Source organism: Microbacterium arborescens (assembly GCF_049707515.1).
GTDB classification, from domain to species: Bacteria; Actinomycetota; Actinomycetes; order Actinomycetales; family Microbacteriaceae; genus Microbacterium; species Microbacterium arborescens_B.
Window position 1 is genome coordinate 17083 of sequence record NZ_JBNAFI010000004.1, and the last position, 13588, is coordinate 30670.

General features: G+C 72.0%; 16 protein-coding genes. All 16 read right to left on the bottom strand.

The window, feature by feature from the left end; all coding sequences use genetic code 11:
• Window positions 1-41: 41 nt before the first annotated feature.
• The 16 genes from lgt to rpoZ all read right to left on the bottom strand — a co-directional run bounded on the left by lgt (window position 42) and on the right by rpoZ (window position 13585).
• The gene (gene lgt, locus ACPYN5_RS09345; protein ID WP_424448709.1) at window positions 42-1016 is read right to left on the bottom strand and encodes a prolipoprotein diacylglyceryl transferase; all 975 of its coding nucleotides are present in this window, start codon (window positions 1014-1016) and stop codon (window positions 42-44) included.
• Between the two features lie 43 nt (window positions 1017-1059).
• Window positions 1060-1854, bottom strand: coding sequence for a tryptophan synthase subunit alpha (gene trpA / locus ACPYN5_RS09350; protein WP_424448710.1), 795 nt, complete (start codon window positions 1852-1854; stop codon window positions 1060-1062).
• Window positions 1851-3110 carry a tryptophan synthase subunit beta gene (gene trpB / locus ACPYN5_RS09355; RefSeq protein WP_424448711.1) on the bottom strand — a complete coding sequence of 420 codons (1260 nt, stop codon included), beginning with the start codon at window positions 3108-3110 and terminating at the stop codon, window positions 1851-1853. The genes trpA and trpB overlap by 4 nt, the downstream gene beginning before the upstream one ends.
• Window positions 3107-3883 carry an indole-3-glycerol phosphate synthase TrpC gene (trpC, locus tag ACPYN5_RS09360; protein WP_424448712.1) on the bottom strand — a complete coding sequence of 259 codons (777 nt, stop codon included), beginning with the start codon at window positions 3881-3883 and terminating at the stop codon, window positions 3107-3109. Before trpC ends, trpB begins: the two co-directional genes overlap by 4 nt.
• A gap of 1 nt (window position 3884) precedes the next feature.
• Window positions 3885-4112 (bottom strand): DUF6704 family protein, encoded by a 228-nt coding sequence (locus ACPYN5_RS09365; protein ID WP_424448713.1) that lies wholly within the window; start codon window positions 4110-4112, stop codon window positions 3885-3887.
• 47 nt (window positions 4113-4159) lie between these two features.
• A complete protein-coding gene (locus ACPYN5_RS09370; RefSeq protein ID WP_424448714.1) occupies window positions 4160-4765 on the bottom strand; it encodes a Trp biosynthesis-associated membrane protein in 606 nt (201 codons plus the stop codon).
• Window positions 4762-5118 (bottom strand): phosphoribosyl-AMP cyclohydrolase, encoded by a 357-nt coding sequence (gene hisI / locus ACPYN5_RS09375; RefSeq protein WP_424448715.1) that lies wholly within the window; start codon window positions 5116-5118, stop codon window positions 4762-4764. Before hisI ends, ACPYN5_RS09370 begins: the two co-directional genes overlap by 4 nt.
• The gene (gene hisF, locus ACPYN5_RS09380; RefSeq protein WP_424448716.1) at window positions 5115-5879 is read right to left on the bottom strand and encodes an imidazole glycerol phosphate synthase subunit HisF; all 765 of its coding nucleotides are present in this window, start codon (window positions 5877-5879) and stop codon (window positions 5115-5117) included. Before hisF ends, hisI begins: the two co-directional genes overlap by 4 nt.
• A gap of 1 nt (window position 5880) precedes the next feature.
• Window positions 5881-6723, bottom strand: coding sequence for an ATP phosphoribosyltransferase (hisG, locus tag ACPYN5_RS09385; RefSeq protein WP_424448717.1), 843 nt, complete (start codon window positions 6721-6723; stop codon window positions 5881-5883).
• A 40-nt stretch (window positions 6724-6763) separates the two neighbouring features.
• Entirely contained in the window at window positions 6764-7027 is a 264-nt protein-coding gene (locus tag ACPYN5_RS09390) for a phosphoribosyl-ATP diphosphatase (protein ID WP_120262547.1), read from the bottom strand.
• A 52-nt stretch (window positions 7028-7079) separates the two neighbouring features.
• On the bottom strand, window positions 7080-7757 hold the full coding sequence (gene rpe / locus ACPYN5_RS09395; RefSeq protein ID WP_424448718.1) for a ribulose-phosphate 3-epimerase: 678 nt from the start codon (window positions 7755-7757) through the stop codon (window positions 7080-7082).
• Between the two features lie 17 nt (window positions 7758-7774).
• Complete coding sequence (locus tag ACPYN5_RS09400; protein WP_424448719.1) at window positions 7775-9127, bottom strand: transcription antitermination factor NusB; 1353 nt, start codon at window positions 9125-9127, stop codon at window positions 7775-7777.
• Window positions 9124-10041: a methionyl-tRNA formyltransferase gene (gene fmt, locus ACPYN5_RS09405; protein WP_424448720.1), complete on the bottom strand. Its 918-nt coding sequence runs from the start codon at window positions 10039-10041 to the stop codon at window positions 9124-9126. The genes ACPYN5_RS09400 and fmt overlap by 4 nt, the downstream gene beginning before the upstream one ends.
• 8 nt (window positions 10042-10049) lie before the next feature.
• Window positions 10050-12014 carry a primosomal protein N' family DNA-binding protein gene (locus ACPYN5_RS09410; protein WP_424448721.1) on the bottom strand — a complete coding sequence of 655 codons (1965 nt, stop codon included), beginning with the start codon at window positions 12012-12014 and terminating at the stop codon, window positions 10050-10052.
• A complete protein-coding gene (metK, locus tag ACPYN5_RS09415; protein WP_424448722.1) occupies window positions 12011-13204 on the bottom strand; it encodes a methionine adenosyltransferase in 1194 nt (397 codons plus the stop codon). The genes ACPYN5_RS09410 and metK overlap by 4 nt, the downstream gene beginning before the upstream one ends.
• 126 nt (window positions 13205-13330) lie before the next feature.
• The gene (gene rpoZ, locus ACPYN5_RS09420) at window positions 13331-13585 is read right to left on the bottom strand and encodes a DNA-directed RNA polymerase subunit omega (RefSeq protein ID WP_023950606.1); all 255 of its coding nucleotides are present in this window, start codon (window positions 13583-13585) and stop codon (window positions 13331-13333) included.
• Window positions 13586-13588 lie beyond the last annotated feature (3 nt).

Genomic DNA, 13588 nt, shown 5'->3' on the forward strand with positions numbered 1-13588 from the left:
TCACATTGGTGCTGAACCGGGACGACGTCGGCCCTGGGGAACTACTGCTTCGAGGTGACCGCGCTTGTGGCGCTGTCTGCGTGAGCTTCGGGCGTCGGGGGTGCGCTCAGATCCACGAAGTCTTCGGTGCTCTCAGATTGTAGCGCGCTCTGGGCGACCCATTCGCGACCGGGCTGATATGGCGACGGCTCGTCGCCGTAGTGCCGGCGCGCCTGCACGACGATGATCGCGAGTCCGACCAGGACGGCGAGGATCGCGGCCCAGACATTGGTGCGGATGCCGAGGATGATCTCGCTCGGGTCGATCCGGATCGACTCCCACACGATGCGGCCCGCGCCGTACCAGACCAGGTACAGGCCGAACAGCTTGCCCCACTGCGCCCACATCGTCCGGCCGACCCACAGCAGCACGAGCACGCCGAGACCGTTCCAGATCACCTCGTAGAGGAAGGTGGGGTGGAACAGGGTGTCGGGTGCGAGCCCGGCGGGGAAGGCGGGGTTGTCGCGGTCGATCTCCAGCCCCCACGGGAGGTCGGTCGGAAGACCGAAGAGCTCCTGGTTGAACCAGTTGCCGAAGCGTCCCATGGCCTGTGCCAGCAGGATCCCGGGGGCCAGGGCGTCCGCGAAGCTCCAGAACCGGATGCCCGTCCATTTGCAGCCGAGGTACGCACCGACGGCGCCGCCGATGAGAGCGCCGAAGATCGCGATGCCGCCCTCCCAGATGAACAGCACCGCCCACGGGTTCTTGTCGGGGCCGAAGTAGAAGCCGGGGTGCGTGAGAACGTGGAACGCGCGGGCGCCGACGAGCGCGAGAGGAACAGCCAGCAGCGCGATGTCGATGACGACCCACGGCTCGGCGCCGCGGCGCGTCAGCCGGTGGTTCGTCAGCAGGGTCGCCACGATGATCCCCGCGATGATGCACAGCGCGTAGAAGTGGATGCGCAGCGGTCCGAGGTCGATGTAGCTCACCGACGGACTCGGGATGCTCGCGACGAGCGTGTGTGCAGCGTTGATCATCGGATCGTCCCTCGGAATTCGGCGGTCGTGCGACCGGAAAAGTCTAGACGCGGTCGCGGGTCGTCCCGGCCGCGAGAGCGCGCGCGGTCTCGGTCAGGCCCGCCACGCCGCCGTCGCGCAGCGCGCGCACGAGCGCGGTGCCGACGATCGCGCCGTCGGCGTAGTCGACGACGCCGGTCACCTGGTCGGGGGTCGAGATGCCGATTCCGACGCACGCGTGCGCCGCGCCGAGCTCGCGCAGGCGGCCGACGAGGGTCCGCGCGGCCGCGTCGAGCTCGGCCCGCTCCCCCGTGATCCCCATGGTCGAGACCGTGTAGACGAAGCCGGTGGACGCCTCGACGATCATCCGCAGCCGTTCCTCGGTCGAGGTCGGCGCCGCGAGGAAGACGCGGTCGAGGCCCGTGCGCTCGGACGCTGCGATCCAGTCGGGCGCCGCGTCGGGAGTGATGTCGGGCGTGATGAGACCGGCACCGCCGGCGGCGAGGAGATCGTCGGCGAACCGGTCGACCCCGTACTGGAGCACGGGGTTCCAGTACGTCATGACGAGGATCGGGACATCCACGCGCGCGGCGATCGCGCGGACCGCGGTGAACGTGTCGCGCAGGCGGAAGCCGGCGGCGAGGGCGGTCTGCGTCGCCTCCTGGATGACCAGACCGTCCATGACGGGATCGGAGTACGGCGGCCCCAGCTCGAGCACGTCGGCTCCGGCCTCCGCCAGCGCCACGGCTGCCTCGACGCTCGTGTCGAGATCGGGGAAGCCGAGCGGGAGGTAGCCGACGAAGGCGCCGCGTCCCTCGGCATGCGCCGCATCGATGGCCGCAGCCACACGCGAGGTCACAGCTCGACTCCCTCGCCCGATGCGGCCTCGTCGTGCTCGGGCTCGACGACGGGCTCCGCGCCCTCGTCGTAGAGCTCGAACCAGCGTGCGGCGGTGTCCATGTCCTTGTCGCCGCGACCCGAGAGGTTGACCGCGATGATGGCGTCGGGACCGAGCTCGCGCCCGATGCGCAGCGCACCCGCGAGCGCGTGCGCGGACTCGATCGCCGGGATGATGCCCTCGGTGCGGCTCATGAGCCGCAGCGCCTCCATCGCCTCGGTGTCGGTCGCCGGGATGTACGTGGCGCGGCCGATCGAGGCGAGCCAGGCGTGCTCCGGCCCGACGCCCGGGTAGTCCAGGCCCGCCGAGATCGAATGCGACTCGACGGTCTGCCCGTCTTCGTCCTGCAGCACGAACGTCTTCGCCCCGTGGAGCACGCCCGCGCGGCCGCGCTCGATCGAGGCGGCATGGCGCTCGGTGTCGACACCGTCGCCGGCGGCCTCGACGCCATAGAGGGCGACCCCCTCGTCGTCGAGGAACGCGTCGAACATGCCGATCGCGTTGGAGCCGCCGCCCACGCACGCCACGACGGCATCCGGTAGGCGTCCCGTCTCGGCCAGCAGCTGCTCGCGGGCCTCTTCGGAGATGATCTTCTGGAAGTCGCGGACCATGGCCGGGAAGGGATGCGGACCCGCCGCCGTGCCGAAGATGTAGTTCGTCGTCTCGACGGATGCGACCCAGTCGCGGTACGCCTCGTTGATCGCGTCCTTGAGCGTGCGCGAGCCGGTGGTGACCGGCACCACCTCCGCGCCCAGGAGACGCATGCGGGCGACGTTGAGCGCCTGGCGTTCGGTGTCGACCTCGCCCATGTAGATCGTGCAGTCGAACCCGAACAGGGCCGCCGCCGTCGCCGTCGCCACGCCGTGCTGTCCGGCACCGGTCTCGGCGATGACCCGGGTCTTGCCCAGACGCTGGGTGAGCATCGCCTGCCCGATGACGTTGTTGATCTTGTGCGAGCCGGTGTGGTTGAGGTCTTCGCGCTTGAGGAAGACCCGCGCGCCGCCGGCGTGCTCGGCGAAGCGGGGCACCTCGGTGAGCGCGGACGGACGTCCGGCGTAGGTGGCGAGGGTCCGCGCCAATTCGGCGGCGAACTCGGGGTCGGCCATGGCGGACTCGTAGACCGCCGTCAGCTCGTCGATCGCGGCGATCAGCGACTCGGGCATGAATCGGCCGCCGAACTCGCCGAAGAAGGGACCGTGCTGTTCTCTCAGGCTCACGCGCCGGCCTCCAGGAATGTGTGCAGTGTGGTCACGGGATCGCCCGTCACGAGCGCCTCGCCGATCAGGACGGCGTCGGCGCCGGCGCGACGGTAGTGGGCGACGTCCGCGGGGGTGAGGACGGCGGACTCCGCGATCTTCACCGCGTCGGCGGGAAGGTGCTCGACGAGGCGGCCGAACAGGTCGCGATCGAGCTCGAACGTCGACAGGTTGCGCGCATTGACGCCGACCAGGCGCGCCCCGACATCGGCGGCGCGGTGGACCTCGTCGAGCGAGTGCGTCTCGACGAGCGGGGTCATCCCGAGCTCCAGGACGAGCTCGTGCAGTTCGGCGAGGTCGGGCTGCTCGAGCGCCGCGACGATGAGGAGCACCAGATCCGCCCCGGCGGCGCGGGCCTCGAAGACCTGGTAGGCGTTGGCGATGAAGTCCTTGCGGAGCACCGGCACCGACACGTCCGCGCGGACGGCCTCGAGATCGGCCAGACTGCCCTTGAACTTCCGTCCCTCGGTGAGCACCGAGATGACGGAGGCTCCGCCCTGCTCGTAACGCGCCGCCTGCAGCGCGGGATCGGGGATCGCGGCGAGATCTCCGCGCGACGGACTCGCGCGCTTGACCTCGGCGATGATCTTGACCCGCTCCGCCGGGGCGAGGGCCGCGAGGGCGTCCCGTGCCGGGCTCTGAGCGAGCGCGTCGCGCTCGACGGCGGCGAGGGGCCGCTCGGCCGCGCGGGCCTCGGCATCCTCGACGGCGCCGGCCATGAGACCGGCCAGCACGTCAGTGCGCTTTCGGGGTGTACTTGTCGCCGTACGCGCCGTAACCCGCCTTCGACATCGCCCATCCGACGATGAGGCCGACGACGACGAGGCCCGCGGAGACCCACACGAGCACCGGCATGTCGAGCCAGTAGAACAGGGTGCCCAGCGCGAACGCGACGAGCATGATCACCACAGCCGTCCACGCCGCCGGGGAGTGTCCGTGGCCGGGGTCGCCGATGTTGCTCATTGTTCTCCTTCGCGGGATTTCTCGGGCAGAGGTCAGTCTATCGGGGCTCAGGCCGTCGGATCGGACCCGCGGCTGAGGTCGTCCCACGAATCGATCGGATCGTGGGAATCGTGCGGGCGCGACCCGCGCGGCTGCCGGACCTCTGCGGCGGCGTCGGTGCGGTACCGGCGGGCCGTGCTGCGCCAGGATCGAGCCGTCACGAGGGTGAGGACTCCCCCGGCGCACACGAGCGCGGCACCGACGGCGGTGATCCACGGCCATGCCGTCACCGCGATGCCCGAGACGAGCGTCTCGACCGCCGCCACCCCCGTGAGCCCGGTCGACTCGGCGACGACGCGCACCACGGCCTCCGGCGGCGCCGTCAGCGCGATCCGCACCGACTCGGCCAGCAGTGCGCCCCCGATCAGCACGCCGAGCGCGCCGAAGACGTAGCGCAGCGCCGTCCCGACGATCGACAGCGCCAGTCCGAGGGCCAGCGCCGCGAGCCCGAGCGGCGTCACCAGCGGGAGCGCGTCGGTGCCCGGCACCGGCAGCACGGCGTTGGCGCCGTCGCGCAGGGTCGCCTCGAGCCAGGGCTGCGTCGAACCGATCACGGCGAGGCCGCCGCCGATGACCGCGGCGAGGACGGCGATCGTGCGGGAGCGCCGTGTCACGATCCGGCCACGACGGGGTCGAGGTCGTCCGTGTCGAAACACGTGCGCGTGCCGGTGTGACACGCGGCTCCCACCTGTTCGACGAAGATCAGCACGGCGTCGCCGTCGCAGTCGAGCCGGGCTCCGCGCACGAGCTGGATGTGCCCGGAGGTGTCGCCCTTGCGCCAGTACTCCTGCCGCGACCGCGACCAGAAGGTCACGCGGCCGGTGGTGAGCGTGCGGCGCAGCGCCTCGGCATCCATCCATGCCAGCATCAGAACCTCGCGCGTGTCGTGCTGCTGGATGATGGCCGCGACGAGTCCGTTCGCGTCGAACGACACCCGCGCGATGCGCTCCGCCACGCTCTCGCTCATCGCCGCACCTCGATCCCGTGCGCGCTCAGCGCATCCTTCACGTCGCCGATGGTGAGCTGGGCGGAGTGGAAGACCGATGCGGCGAGAACCGCGTCCGCGCCCGCGTCGATCGCCGGAGCGAAGTGCTCCGTGGCGCCCGCGCCGCCGGACGCGATGACGGGGACGGTGGAGATGTCGCGCATCAGCGCGATGAGCTCGAGGTCGAAGCCGTCCTTCGTGCCGTCAGCATCGATGGAGTTCACCAGCAGCTCACCGGCGCCCCGCTCGATCGCCTCGCGCGCCCAGGCGAGGGCGTCGATCGAGGTCGCCGTGCGTCCGCCGTGGGTCGTCACGACGAAGCCCGACTCGGTGCCGGGGGCGCGTTTGACGTCGAGCGAGAGCACGAGCACCTGAGCGCCGAAGCGGTCGGCGATCTCACCGATCAGGGCGGGGCGCGCGATCGCGGCCGAGTTCACCCCGACCTTGTCGGCGCCCACCGAGAGCAGGCGCGCGACATCCTCGACCGAACGGATGCCGCCACCGACGGTGAGCGGGATGAAGACCTGCTCGGCCGTGCGGCGCACGACGTCGTAGGTCGTCGCCCGGCCGTCGACCGTGGCCGTGACGTCGAGGAAGGTGAGCTCATCGGCGCCCTGTTCGAAGTACAGACGCGCGAGCTCGACCGGGTCGCCCATGTCGCGCAGGTTCTCGAAGTTGACGCCCTTGACCACGCGCCCCGCGGCGACGTCGAGGCACGGGATGACGCGGCGTGCCAGGGTCATGTCAGAGCCTCGCGTTGTCGATCGCGGTGACGAGGATCGCGCGGGCGCCGATCGCGTAGAGCTCGTCCATCGTGGTGTTCACGCTCGCGCGCGGCACCATGACCCGCACCGCGACCCACTCGGGGTCGCGGAGCGGCGAGATCGTCGGCGACTCGATGCCGCCGGCGATCGCGACGGCCTCGTCGACGAGGCGCGCGGGCAGGTCGTAGTCGACGAGCACGTAACGCCGGGCCACGAGCACGCCCCGGAGCCGGCGCAGCAGCCGCTCGGTGCCCTCGGCGTCGTGCGGGCCCGCGATGAGGACCGCCTCCGACCGCAGGATCTCGGGGCCGAAGACCTCGAGCCCAGCCTGGCGGAGCGTCGTGCCGGTCTCGACCACGTCGGCGACGGCATCCGCGACGCCCAGGCGGACGGCCGACTCGACCGCGCCATCGAGCGGGACGAGGTCGACGGCGATGCCGCGCTCGTCGAGGAAGGCATCGACGAGGCCCGGGTACGACGTCGCGATGCGCTTGCCGGCGAGCTCGCTCACGTCCGTGAACGTGCCCGTGGGTGCGGCGAAGCGGAAGGTCGAGCCGGCGAAGCCGAGACGCTCGATCTCACGCGCTCCCGGCATCCTCGCGTCGAGAAGCAGGTCACGGCCGGTGATGCCGACATCGAGCGCACCCGATCCGACGTAGGTCGCGATGTCCTTCGGGCGCAGGTAGAAGAACTCGACCTCGTTGCCGGGGTCGATGACGTGGAGGTCCTTCGAGTCGCGGCGTCCGATGTAGCCGGCTTCGGCCAGCATCTCGGCGGCGGTCTCGGCGAGCGATCCCTTGTTCGGGACGGCGATGCGCAGCATGGGTGTCTTTCTGTCTCAGAGCGGGCGGGCGGGGCGTCGCTCAGAGATGTCGGTAGACGTCTTCGGGGCTCAGACCTTTGCTGATCATGAGCACCTGCAGGTGGTAGAGCAGCTGCGAGATCTCCTCGGCCGTCTCGACGTCGGACTGGTATTCCGCCGCCATCCAGACCTCGGCCGCCTCTTCGACGATCTTCTTGCCGATGGCGTGCACGCCGCGGTCGAGCTGCGCGACGGTGCCAGAACCCTCGGGCCGGGTCTCGGCGATAGAGGTGAGCTCTGCGAACAGGGCGTCGAACGTCTTCACCTAGCCAGGTTACCGGGCTGCGAGGGGACCGCCGACCGCACGGCTCGCCCGATCAGTGCCGGTGCGCGTGCTGGGCGCGCTCGCGCAGGCTCGCGATCGCGGCCTCCGGATCGGCCGCGCCGAACACCGCCGAGCCGGCGACGAAGGTGTCGGCGCCGGCCTCTGCCGCCTGCGCGATCGTCGATTCGGAGATGCCGCCGTCAACCTGCAGCCAGACCGACGATCCGCGGCGACGTGCCTCGTCGGCGAGTCGGCGGAGCTTCGGCATCTGGTCGGCCATGAAGCCCTGTCCCCCGAACCCCGGCTCGACGGTCATCACGAGGATCTGGTCGAACTCGTCGAGGACGTCGAACAGGCCCTCGACGGCGGTCGCCGGCTTGACCGCGACACCGGCGCGGGCGCCGATGGCACGGAGCCTGCGGGCGAGCGACACCGGGTCGCCGGCCGCCTCGAGGTGGAAGGTGACGCTCGCCGCCCCGATCTCGGCGTAGCCCGGGCCCCAGCGGTCGACGTCCGAGATCATGAGGTGCACGTCGAGCGGCACAGGGCTCGTCGCCTGGATCCGCTCGACCATCTGCGGACCGAACGTGAGGTTCGGGACGAAGTGGTTGTCCATGACGTCGACGTGCACGAAGTCGGCGGACCGGATGCGGGCGAGCTCGGCCTCCATGTTCACGAAGTCGGCGGCCAGGATGCTGGGGTTGATGCGCAGGGCGTCGGCGTCGCTCACGCGACCATTATCGCCGCTCAGCGCTTCTGCAGCAGCGTGATCGACATCGCGTCGGTACCGTGACGGTGCGGCCACAGCTGCGCACGTCCGGAGCCGTCGTGCTGCTCGGGCAGGTCGAGGCTCCCGCGCGAGACCGACCGGAGCACCTCGCGTGCGTCGAGCTCGTCGAGGTCGGGATGCGCGCCGCGCACGTCAGCGACGACGACCGACGTCTCGGCGAGGTGGGGGGAACACGTCACGTAGGCGACGATGCCGCCCGGCGCCAGCGCCGCCACGGCCGCGCCCAGTAGTTCGCGCTGCAGCGCGCTGAGGTCGGGCACGTCGGCGGGGCTCTTCCGCCACCGGGCCTCGGGACGGCGGCGCAGGGCGCCGAGTCCCGTGCAGGGCGCGTCGACGAGGATCCGGTCGTACCGGCCTCGGCCGGCCCGCTCGCGGCCGTCCTCCTCCGACACCGGGACCTCGAGCGGCACCCCCGCCACCGAGGAGCGGACGAGCCGTGCACGGGCCGACGAGATCTCGTTGGCCTCGAGTGCGGCGCCGCCCGCCAGAGCCTCGGCCGCGAGCACAGCGGTCTTGCCGCCGGGGGCCGCGCACAGATCGAGCCAGCGCTCGCCCGGCCGCACCGCGCGCGCGCGGGACAGGGCCAGAGCGGCGAGCTGGGACCCCTCGTCCTGCACGCGGATCCGACCCTCCGCCCGCCGCACGAGCGGCTCCGGGTCGCCGCCGTCGAGGCGGAACCCGAGCGGCGAGTAGGGCGTGCGCGATCGTTCGGCGGGGATGTCGGCGAGCCCGGGCAGCGCCGTCATCGTCACGCTCGGCGACACGTTGTCGGCGGCCAGCAGATCCTCGAGCTCATCGGCCCGACCCTCCGCCGCGAGCGCCCGCCGGAAGGCGCGGATGATCCACACGGGGTGCGAGAAGCGCAGCCCGAGCCTCTCGTCGTCCGAGCGCGCACCGTCGGCCACGCGCTGGAGCCAGTCGCCCGGGTTGTCGCGGGCGATGCGGCGCAGCACCGCGTTGGCGAACCCGGCCGCGCCGGAGTTGCCGGCACGGCGCACGAGCTCGACGCTCTCGTTCACGGCGGCGTGCGATGCCACGCGCGTCGACAGCAGCTGATGCACCCCGAGCCGCAGCGCATCACGCACCGGCGGGTCGATCGTGTCGACCGATCGGCCGGAGGCCTGCTCGATGATCGCGTCGTACGTGCCCTGGCGGCGCAGGGTGCCGTAGGTCAGCTCGGTCGCGAGCCCCGCGTCGGCGGGGGTGAGCCCCGCTCGACGAAGTTCCTGCGGCAGGAGGAGATTGGCGTACGCGTCCGATTCCGACACGGCGCGGAGCACGTCGAACGCGACGCGGCGCGCCGGGTTCACGAGCCGGCCTCGAGGCTGTCGGCGCGCTGCCCTCGCCACCAGTCGGCCGCCGGCATGGCGCCGCGGCCGGCCGGCTGCACGGTGCGCAGGGCGATGGTGCCGTCGCCGGTGCCGACGAGCACGTCCTTTCCGACGAGACGGATCTCGCGCGGCGCGAGCGCGGCGTCGGGGCCGCGCCGGGCGGCGAGGACCTTGAGGCGCTGCCCGGCCACCGTCGTGTGTGCACCGGGCTCGGGCGTCGTGCCGCGGAACCGGTCGAGGACGACGTCTGCGGGACGATCGAGGTCGAGCAGACCGTCGGCGAGGGTGAGCTTGGGGGCCAGCGACGGTTCCCCCGATTGCGGCACCGCCGCCGCCGTGCCCGCGGCGATCGCGTCGACGACGGCCGACAGCGTGGCTGCGCCGAGGTCGGCGAGGTCCGACAGGAGCTCCCCCGCCGTCGCGCCGCGCTCGACCGGATGACGGGTCTGTGCGAACACGTCTCCCGCGTCGAGCTCGGGAACCAGCTGGAAGACGCTCACCCCGCTGACCCGGTCGCCCGCGATGAGCGCGTGCTGCACCGGCGCCGCCCCGCGCCACGCGGGAAGCAGGGAGAAGTGGAGGTTGATCCAGCCGTGGTCCGGCGCCGAGAGCAGCGGCTCGCGCACGAGTCCGCCGTAGGCGACGATGACGCCGAGCTCGGCGCCCCACGACGTGATCGTCTCGGTGGCCGCGGCGTCGAGACGGTCGGTCTTGAGCACGGGCAGTCCGAGCTCGTCGGCGAGGGCCGCCACGGGCGACGGCGTGAGCACGCGCTTGCGGCCGAGGGGTGCGTCGCGCCGCGTGACGACACCGACGATCTCGTGATCCGACGCGGCGAGGCGCCGGAGCGAGGGAAGGGCCGGCTCGGGTGTGCCGGCGAAGACGATGCGCATGGCGCTCCTCACAGATCGAGTTCGGGCACGTCGAGACGAACCCTCAGTGTATTGCGCGGGCCGGGCGGCGCCCCTCGCCGACGGCGCCCGCGCAGGGCCGCCGCGACCACCGACGCCCGCAGCGAATCGGCGACGGCACGACCGAGCGCGTACTCGAACCGGACGAGGGCGCGCACGGTGTCCTCACGCGGCACCGGGCCGAGCACCGAGGCTTCCGGCAGTGTCGGCACGTCGGCTCGGAGTTGCGTCAGCGCGTCCGCGACCGCCGCGGCCGTGCCCTCGACCGCAGCGACCCGGACCGTCGGCGGCATGAGCAACGGTGCCCGCTCCGCCAGTTCCGTCCGTGCGTAGGCGGGCTGCGTCCAGGTCGCCAGGGCCCGCGCCGCGGGTCCGGCCACACCGACGAGGTGCACGGGCGCCCCCGGCGCGGCGAGAGCGGCGGCATCGGACCACCAGCGCAGACACGCCTCGGCGATGCGCAGCTGTTCGGTCATGAGCATCCGATCGCCGTCGAGGAGGATGACGGCCCGGTAACCGCCCGGCGCGAACGGCTCCGCCCCGCGCGTGGCGATGACCAGCGCGGGTCTGCCGTCGACGCGCGTGATCTGGTGCTCGCCGTCCGAGACGATCACGCGGGTGTTCGGGAAGGCGCGACCCAGTTCGTCGGCGGTCCGCTCGCTCCCGGATGAGGCCATCCGCAGGCGCTGCGAAGAACACGATGCGCAGGCCCAGGCCGGCGCCGCCCGTCCGCACCACGCGCACTCCGGCACGGCGCCGGGGCGCCGGGCACGCAGCGGACCCGCGCAGTGCGAGCAGCGCGCCGGCGTGCGGCAGTCGGCGCAGACGAGGACCGGGGCGTACCCCGGACGGGCGACCTGCACCAGGACGGGGCCGTGCACGAGTGCCTCCCGCGCGGCCGCGAAGGCGGCGGAGGGCACGCGCGTCCCGCGCGACTCGCCCTCTCGCGTGGCGGACAGCACGACGCGCGGGCTCTCGCGTCGCCGTGCCGGGATCTCGCGCACCCAGCCGAGCGCGACGAGCCGCTCGACGTCGGTCGTGCGGGTGAGGCCCGCGAACACCAGGGCGCAATGCTGCAACTCCTGCCGCACGAGCGCCGCATCCCGGGCATGGACTCCGGGGCTGAGGGGCTCGGCCAGCAGCGGGTCGCCGTCGTCCCACAGCAGCACGGCGCCCACGTCGTGGGCCGGCGCGTAGACGCTCGACCGATTGCCCACCACGATGCAGGGCACCTCGGCCAGCAGTCGCAGATAGCCTGCGTAACGCTCGGGACCCGAGCGACGCGCGTCGTCGCGGACGACTGCCGCGTCGTCGACCCGGCGTGCCAGGACGGCGAGGACGTGCGCCTCATCGCGGTGATCGGGCACCACGACGATGGCGCTCCTCCCCCGCGCCAGCGTGAGCACCGCCAGGGCCGCCAGCAGCTCGGCCCACGCGGGCACGTCATCGCCGGGTCGCGGCGGTGCATCGACAGCGACGCGCTCACCGCCATCGACCGCGTCCGCGAGGTCGGGGTACGCGGCAGCGGCCTCACGCGCCCACTCGAGAGTCGCGGCGTCCACGACGGGCGGCTCGGGCGCGCCGGCAGCGACCCACGCCTTCTCGGCGCGCACCATCCGCTTCGGGATCACCAGACGGAGGATGTCGCTCGCCGAGCCCGCCGCGCGGTCGGCCACCCGCCGCGCGTGTGCGTAGAGCCGGGCAGGCAGGACCTCGACGGGCGAGACGACGTCCTCGAGCTCGGAGAGCGGGCGGTCGCCGTCGGCTTCGTCTCCGAGCTCGACGAGATACCCCTCGACCGTGCGTCCGACCGTCCGCAGCGGCACCTTGACCCGCACCCCCGGCACCGCCGCGCCGAGGAGCCCTTCGGGCACGACGTAGTCGAACAGCCGATCGAGCTGCGGCAGCGGCGAGTCGATGAGGACGCGGGCGACGCGCCGCGGCGCGCCGCTCACAGGCCCGCGGCGGCGCGCAACTCCTCGACGCGGTCGGTGCGCTCCCACGTGAACTCGGGCAGTTCGCGGCCGAAGTGACCGTACGCGGCAGTCTTCGCGTAGATCGGCCGGAGCAGGTCGAGGTGATCGATGATGGCCTGCGGCCGCAGGTCGAAGACGTCGCGGATCGCGGCCGAAATGATCTCGTCGTCGACGTGACCCGTGCCGAAGGACTCGACGTAGAGCCCGACGGGTGCAGCGCGCCCGATGGCGTAGGCGACCTGCACTTCGAGGCGGTCCGCGAGCCCCGCGGCGACGGCGTTCTTGGCGACCCACCGCATGGCGTACGCGGCCGACCGGTCGACCTTGGACGGGTCCTTGCCGCTGAAGGCCCCGCCGCCGTGGCGTGCAGCTCCGCCGTAGGTGTCGATGATGATCTTGCGACCGGTGAGGCCCGCGTCGCCCTTGGGGCCGCCCACGACGAAGGGTCCGGCGGGGTTGATGACGTACTCGACGTCGGAGATGTCGAGGCCGGTCTCGGCGAGGATCGGCTCGATGACCTCGGCCTGGACCGCCGCGCGCAGCGCGGCGAGTGAGATGTCGGGCTGGTGCTGCGTCGAAAGCACCACGGTCTCGACGGTGCGGGGCACCGAACCGTCGTACCCGAGCGTGACCTGCGTCTTGCCGTCGGGCCGCAGGAACGGCAGCGCCCCCGTCCGACGCGCCGACGTGAGACGCTCGGCGATGCGGTGAGCCGTCCAGATGGCCATCGGCATCAGCTGGGGCGTCTCGTTGGTGGCGTAGCCGAACATGATGCCCTGGTCGCCGGCGCCCAGGGCATCCGTCGGGTCGATGGATCCCTGCTCGCGGTGCTCGAGGGCGTTGTCGACGCCCGCGGCGATGTCGGAGGACTGCTCGCCGATCGAAACGGTGACGCCGCAGGAGTCGCCGTCGAAGCCGGTCTCGCTCGAGGTGTAGCCGATGCGGTTGACGACGCCGCGCACGATGCCCGGGATGTCGGCGTACCCGTCGGTGCGCACCTCGCCGGCGACGTGGACGAGCCCCGTGGTCACGAGCGTCTCGACGGCCACGCGCGAACCCGGGTCGACCGTCAGAAGCGCATCGAGGATGCTGTCGGAGATCTGGTCGCAGATCTTGTCGGGATGCCCTTCGGTGACGGACTCGGACGTGAACAGGCGCAGCTGGCTCATCGGGGCTCCCTGTGGGACAGGACGGAACGGGTCGGGATCAGGACGGAGTCGGGACGGAGACGATTCTGCCCGCGGCAACCGACATCCGGCTGCCGCGGGCAGAAATACGACGGGTCGACCGTCGGATCAGTCGAGCGAGCGCAGACGCAGCTTGTCTTCGTGGATCTCGTGCATCGCGATGGTCAGCGGCTTGTCCTCGACCGACGAGTCGACGAGCGGGCCCACGTTGTCGAAGAGGTTTCCCTCGTGCAGGTCGGAGTAGTAGTCGTTGATCTGACGCGCACGCTTGGACGCGTAGATGACGAGCTGGTACTTCGAGTCGACCTTGTCGAGCAGGGCGTCGATGGGCGGGTCGATGATGCCTTCGTTGCTTCCGGCCATGGC

Bases quoted from the DNA above. Each gene is read 5' to 3' on its own strand.
- hisG (WP_424448717.1), bottom strand. From the start codon at position 6,723: ATGCTGCGCATCGCCGTCCCGAACAAGGGATCGCTCGCCGAGACCGCC.
- metK (WP_424448722.1), bottom strand. From the start codon at position 13,204: ATGAGCCAGCTGCGCCTGTTCACGTCCGAGTCCGTCACCGAAGGGCAT.
- hisI (WP_424448715.1), bottom strand. From the start codon at position 5,118: ATGAGCGAGAGCGTGGCGGAGCGCATCGCGCGGGTGTCGTTCGACGCG.
- hisF (WP_424448716.1), bottom strand. From the start codon at position 5,879: ATGACCCTGGCACGCCGCGTCATCCCGTGCCTCGACGTCGCCGCGGGG.
- ACPYN5_RS09365 (WP_424448713.1), bottom strand. From the start codon at position 4,112: ATGAGCAACATCGGCGACCCCGGCCACGGACACTCCCCGGCGGCGTGG.
- lgt (WP_424448709.1), bottom strand. From the start codon at position 1,016: ATGATCAACGCTGCACACACGCTCGTCGCGAGCATCCCGAGTCCGTCG.
- rpoZ (WP_023950606.1), bottom strand. From the start codon at position 13,585: ATGGCCGGAAGCAACGAAGGCATCATCGACCCGCCCATCGACGCCCTG.
- fmt (WP_424448720.1), bottom strand. From the start codon at position 10,041: ATGCGCATCGTCTTCGCCGGCACACCCGAGCCGGCCCTTCCCTCGCTC.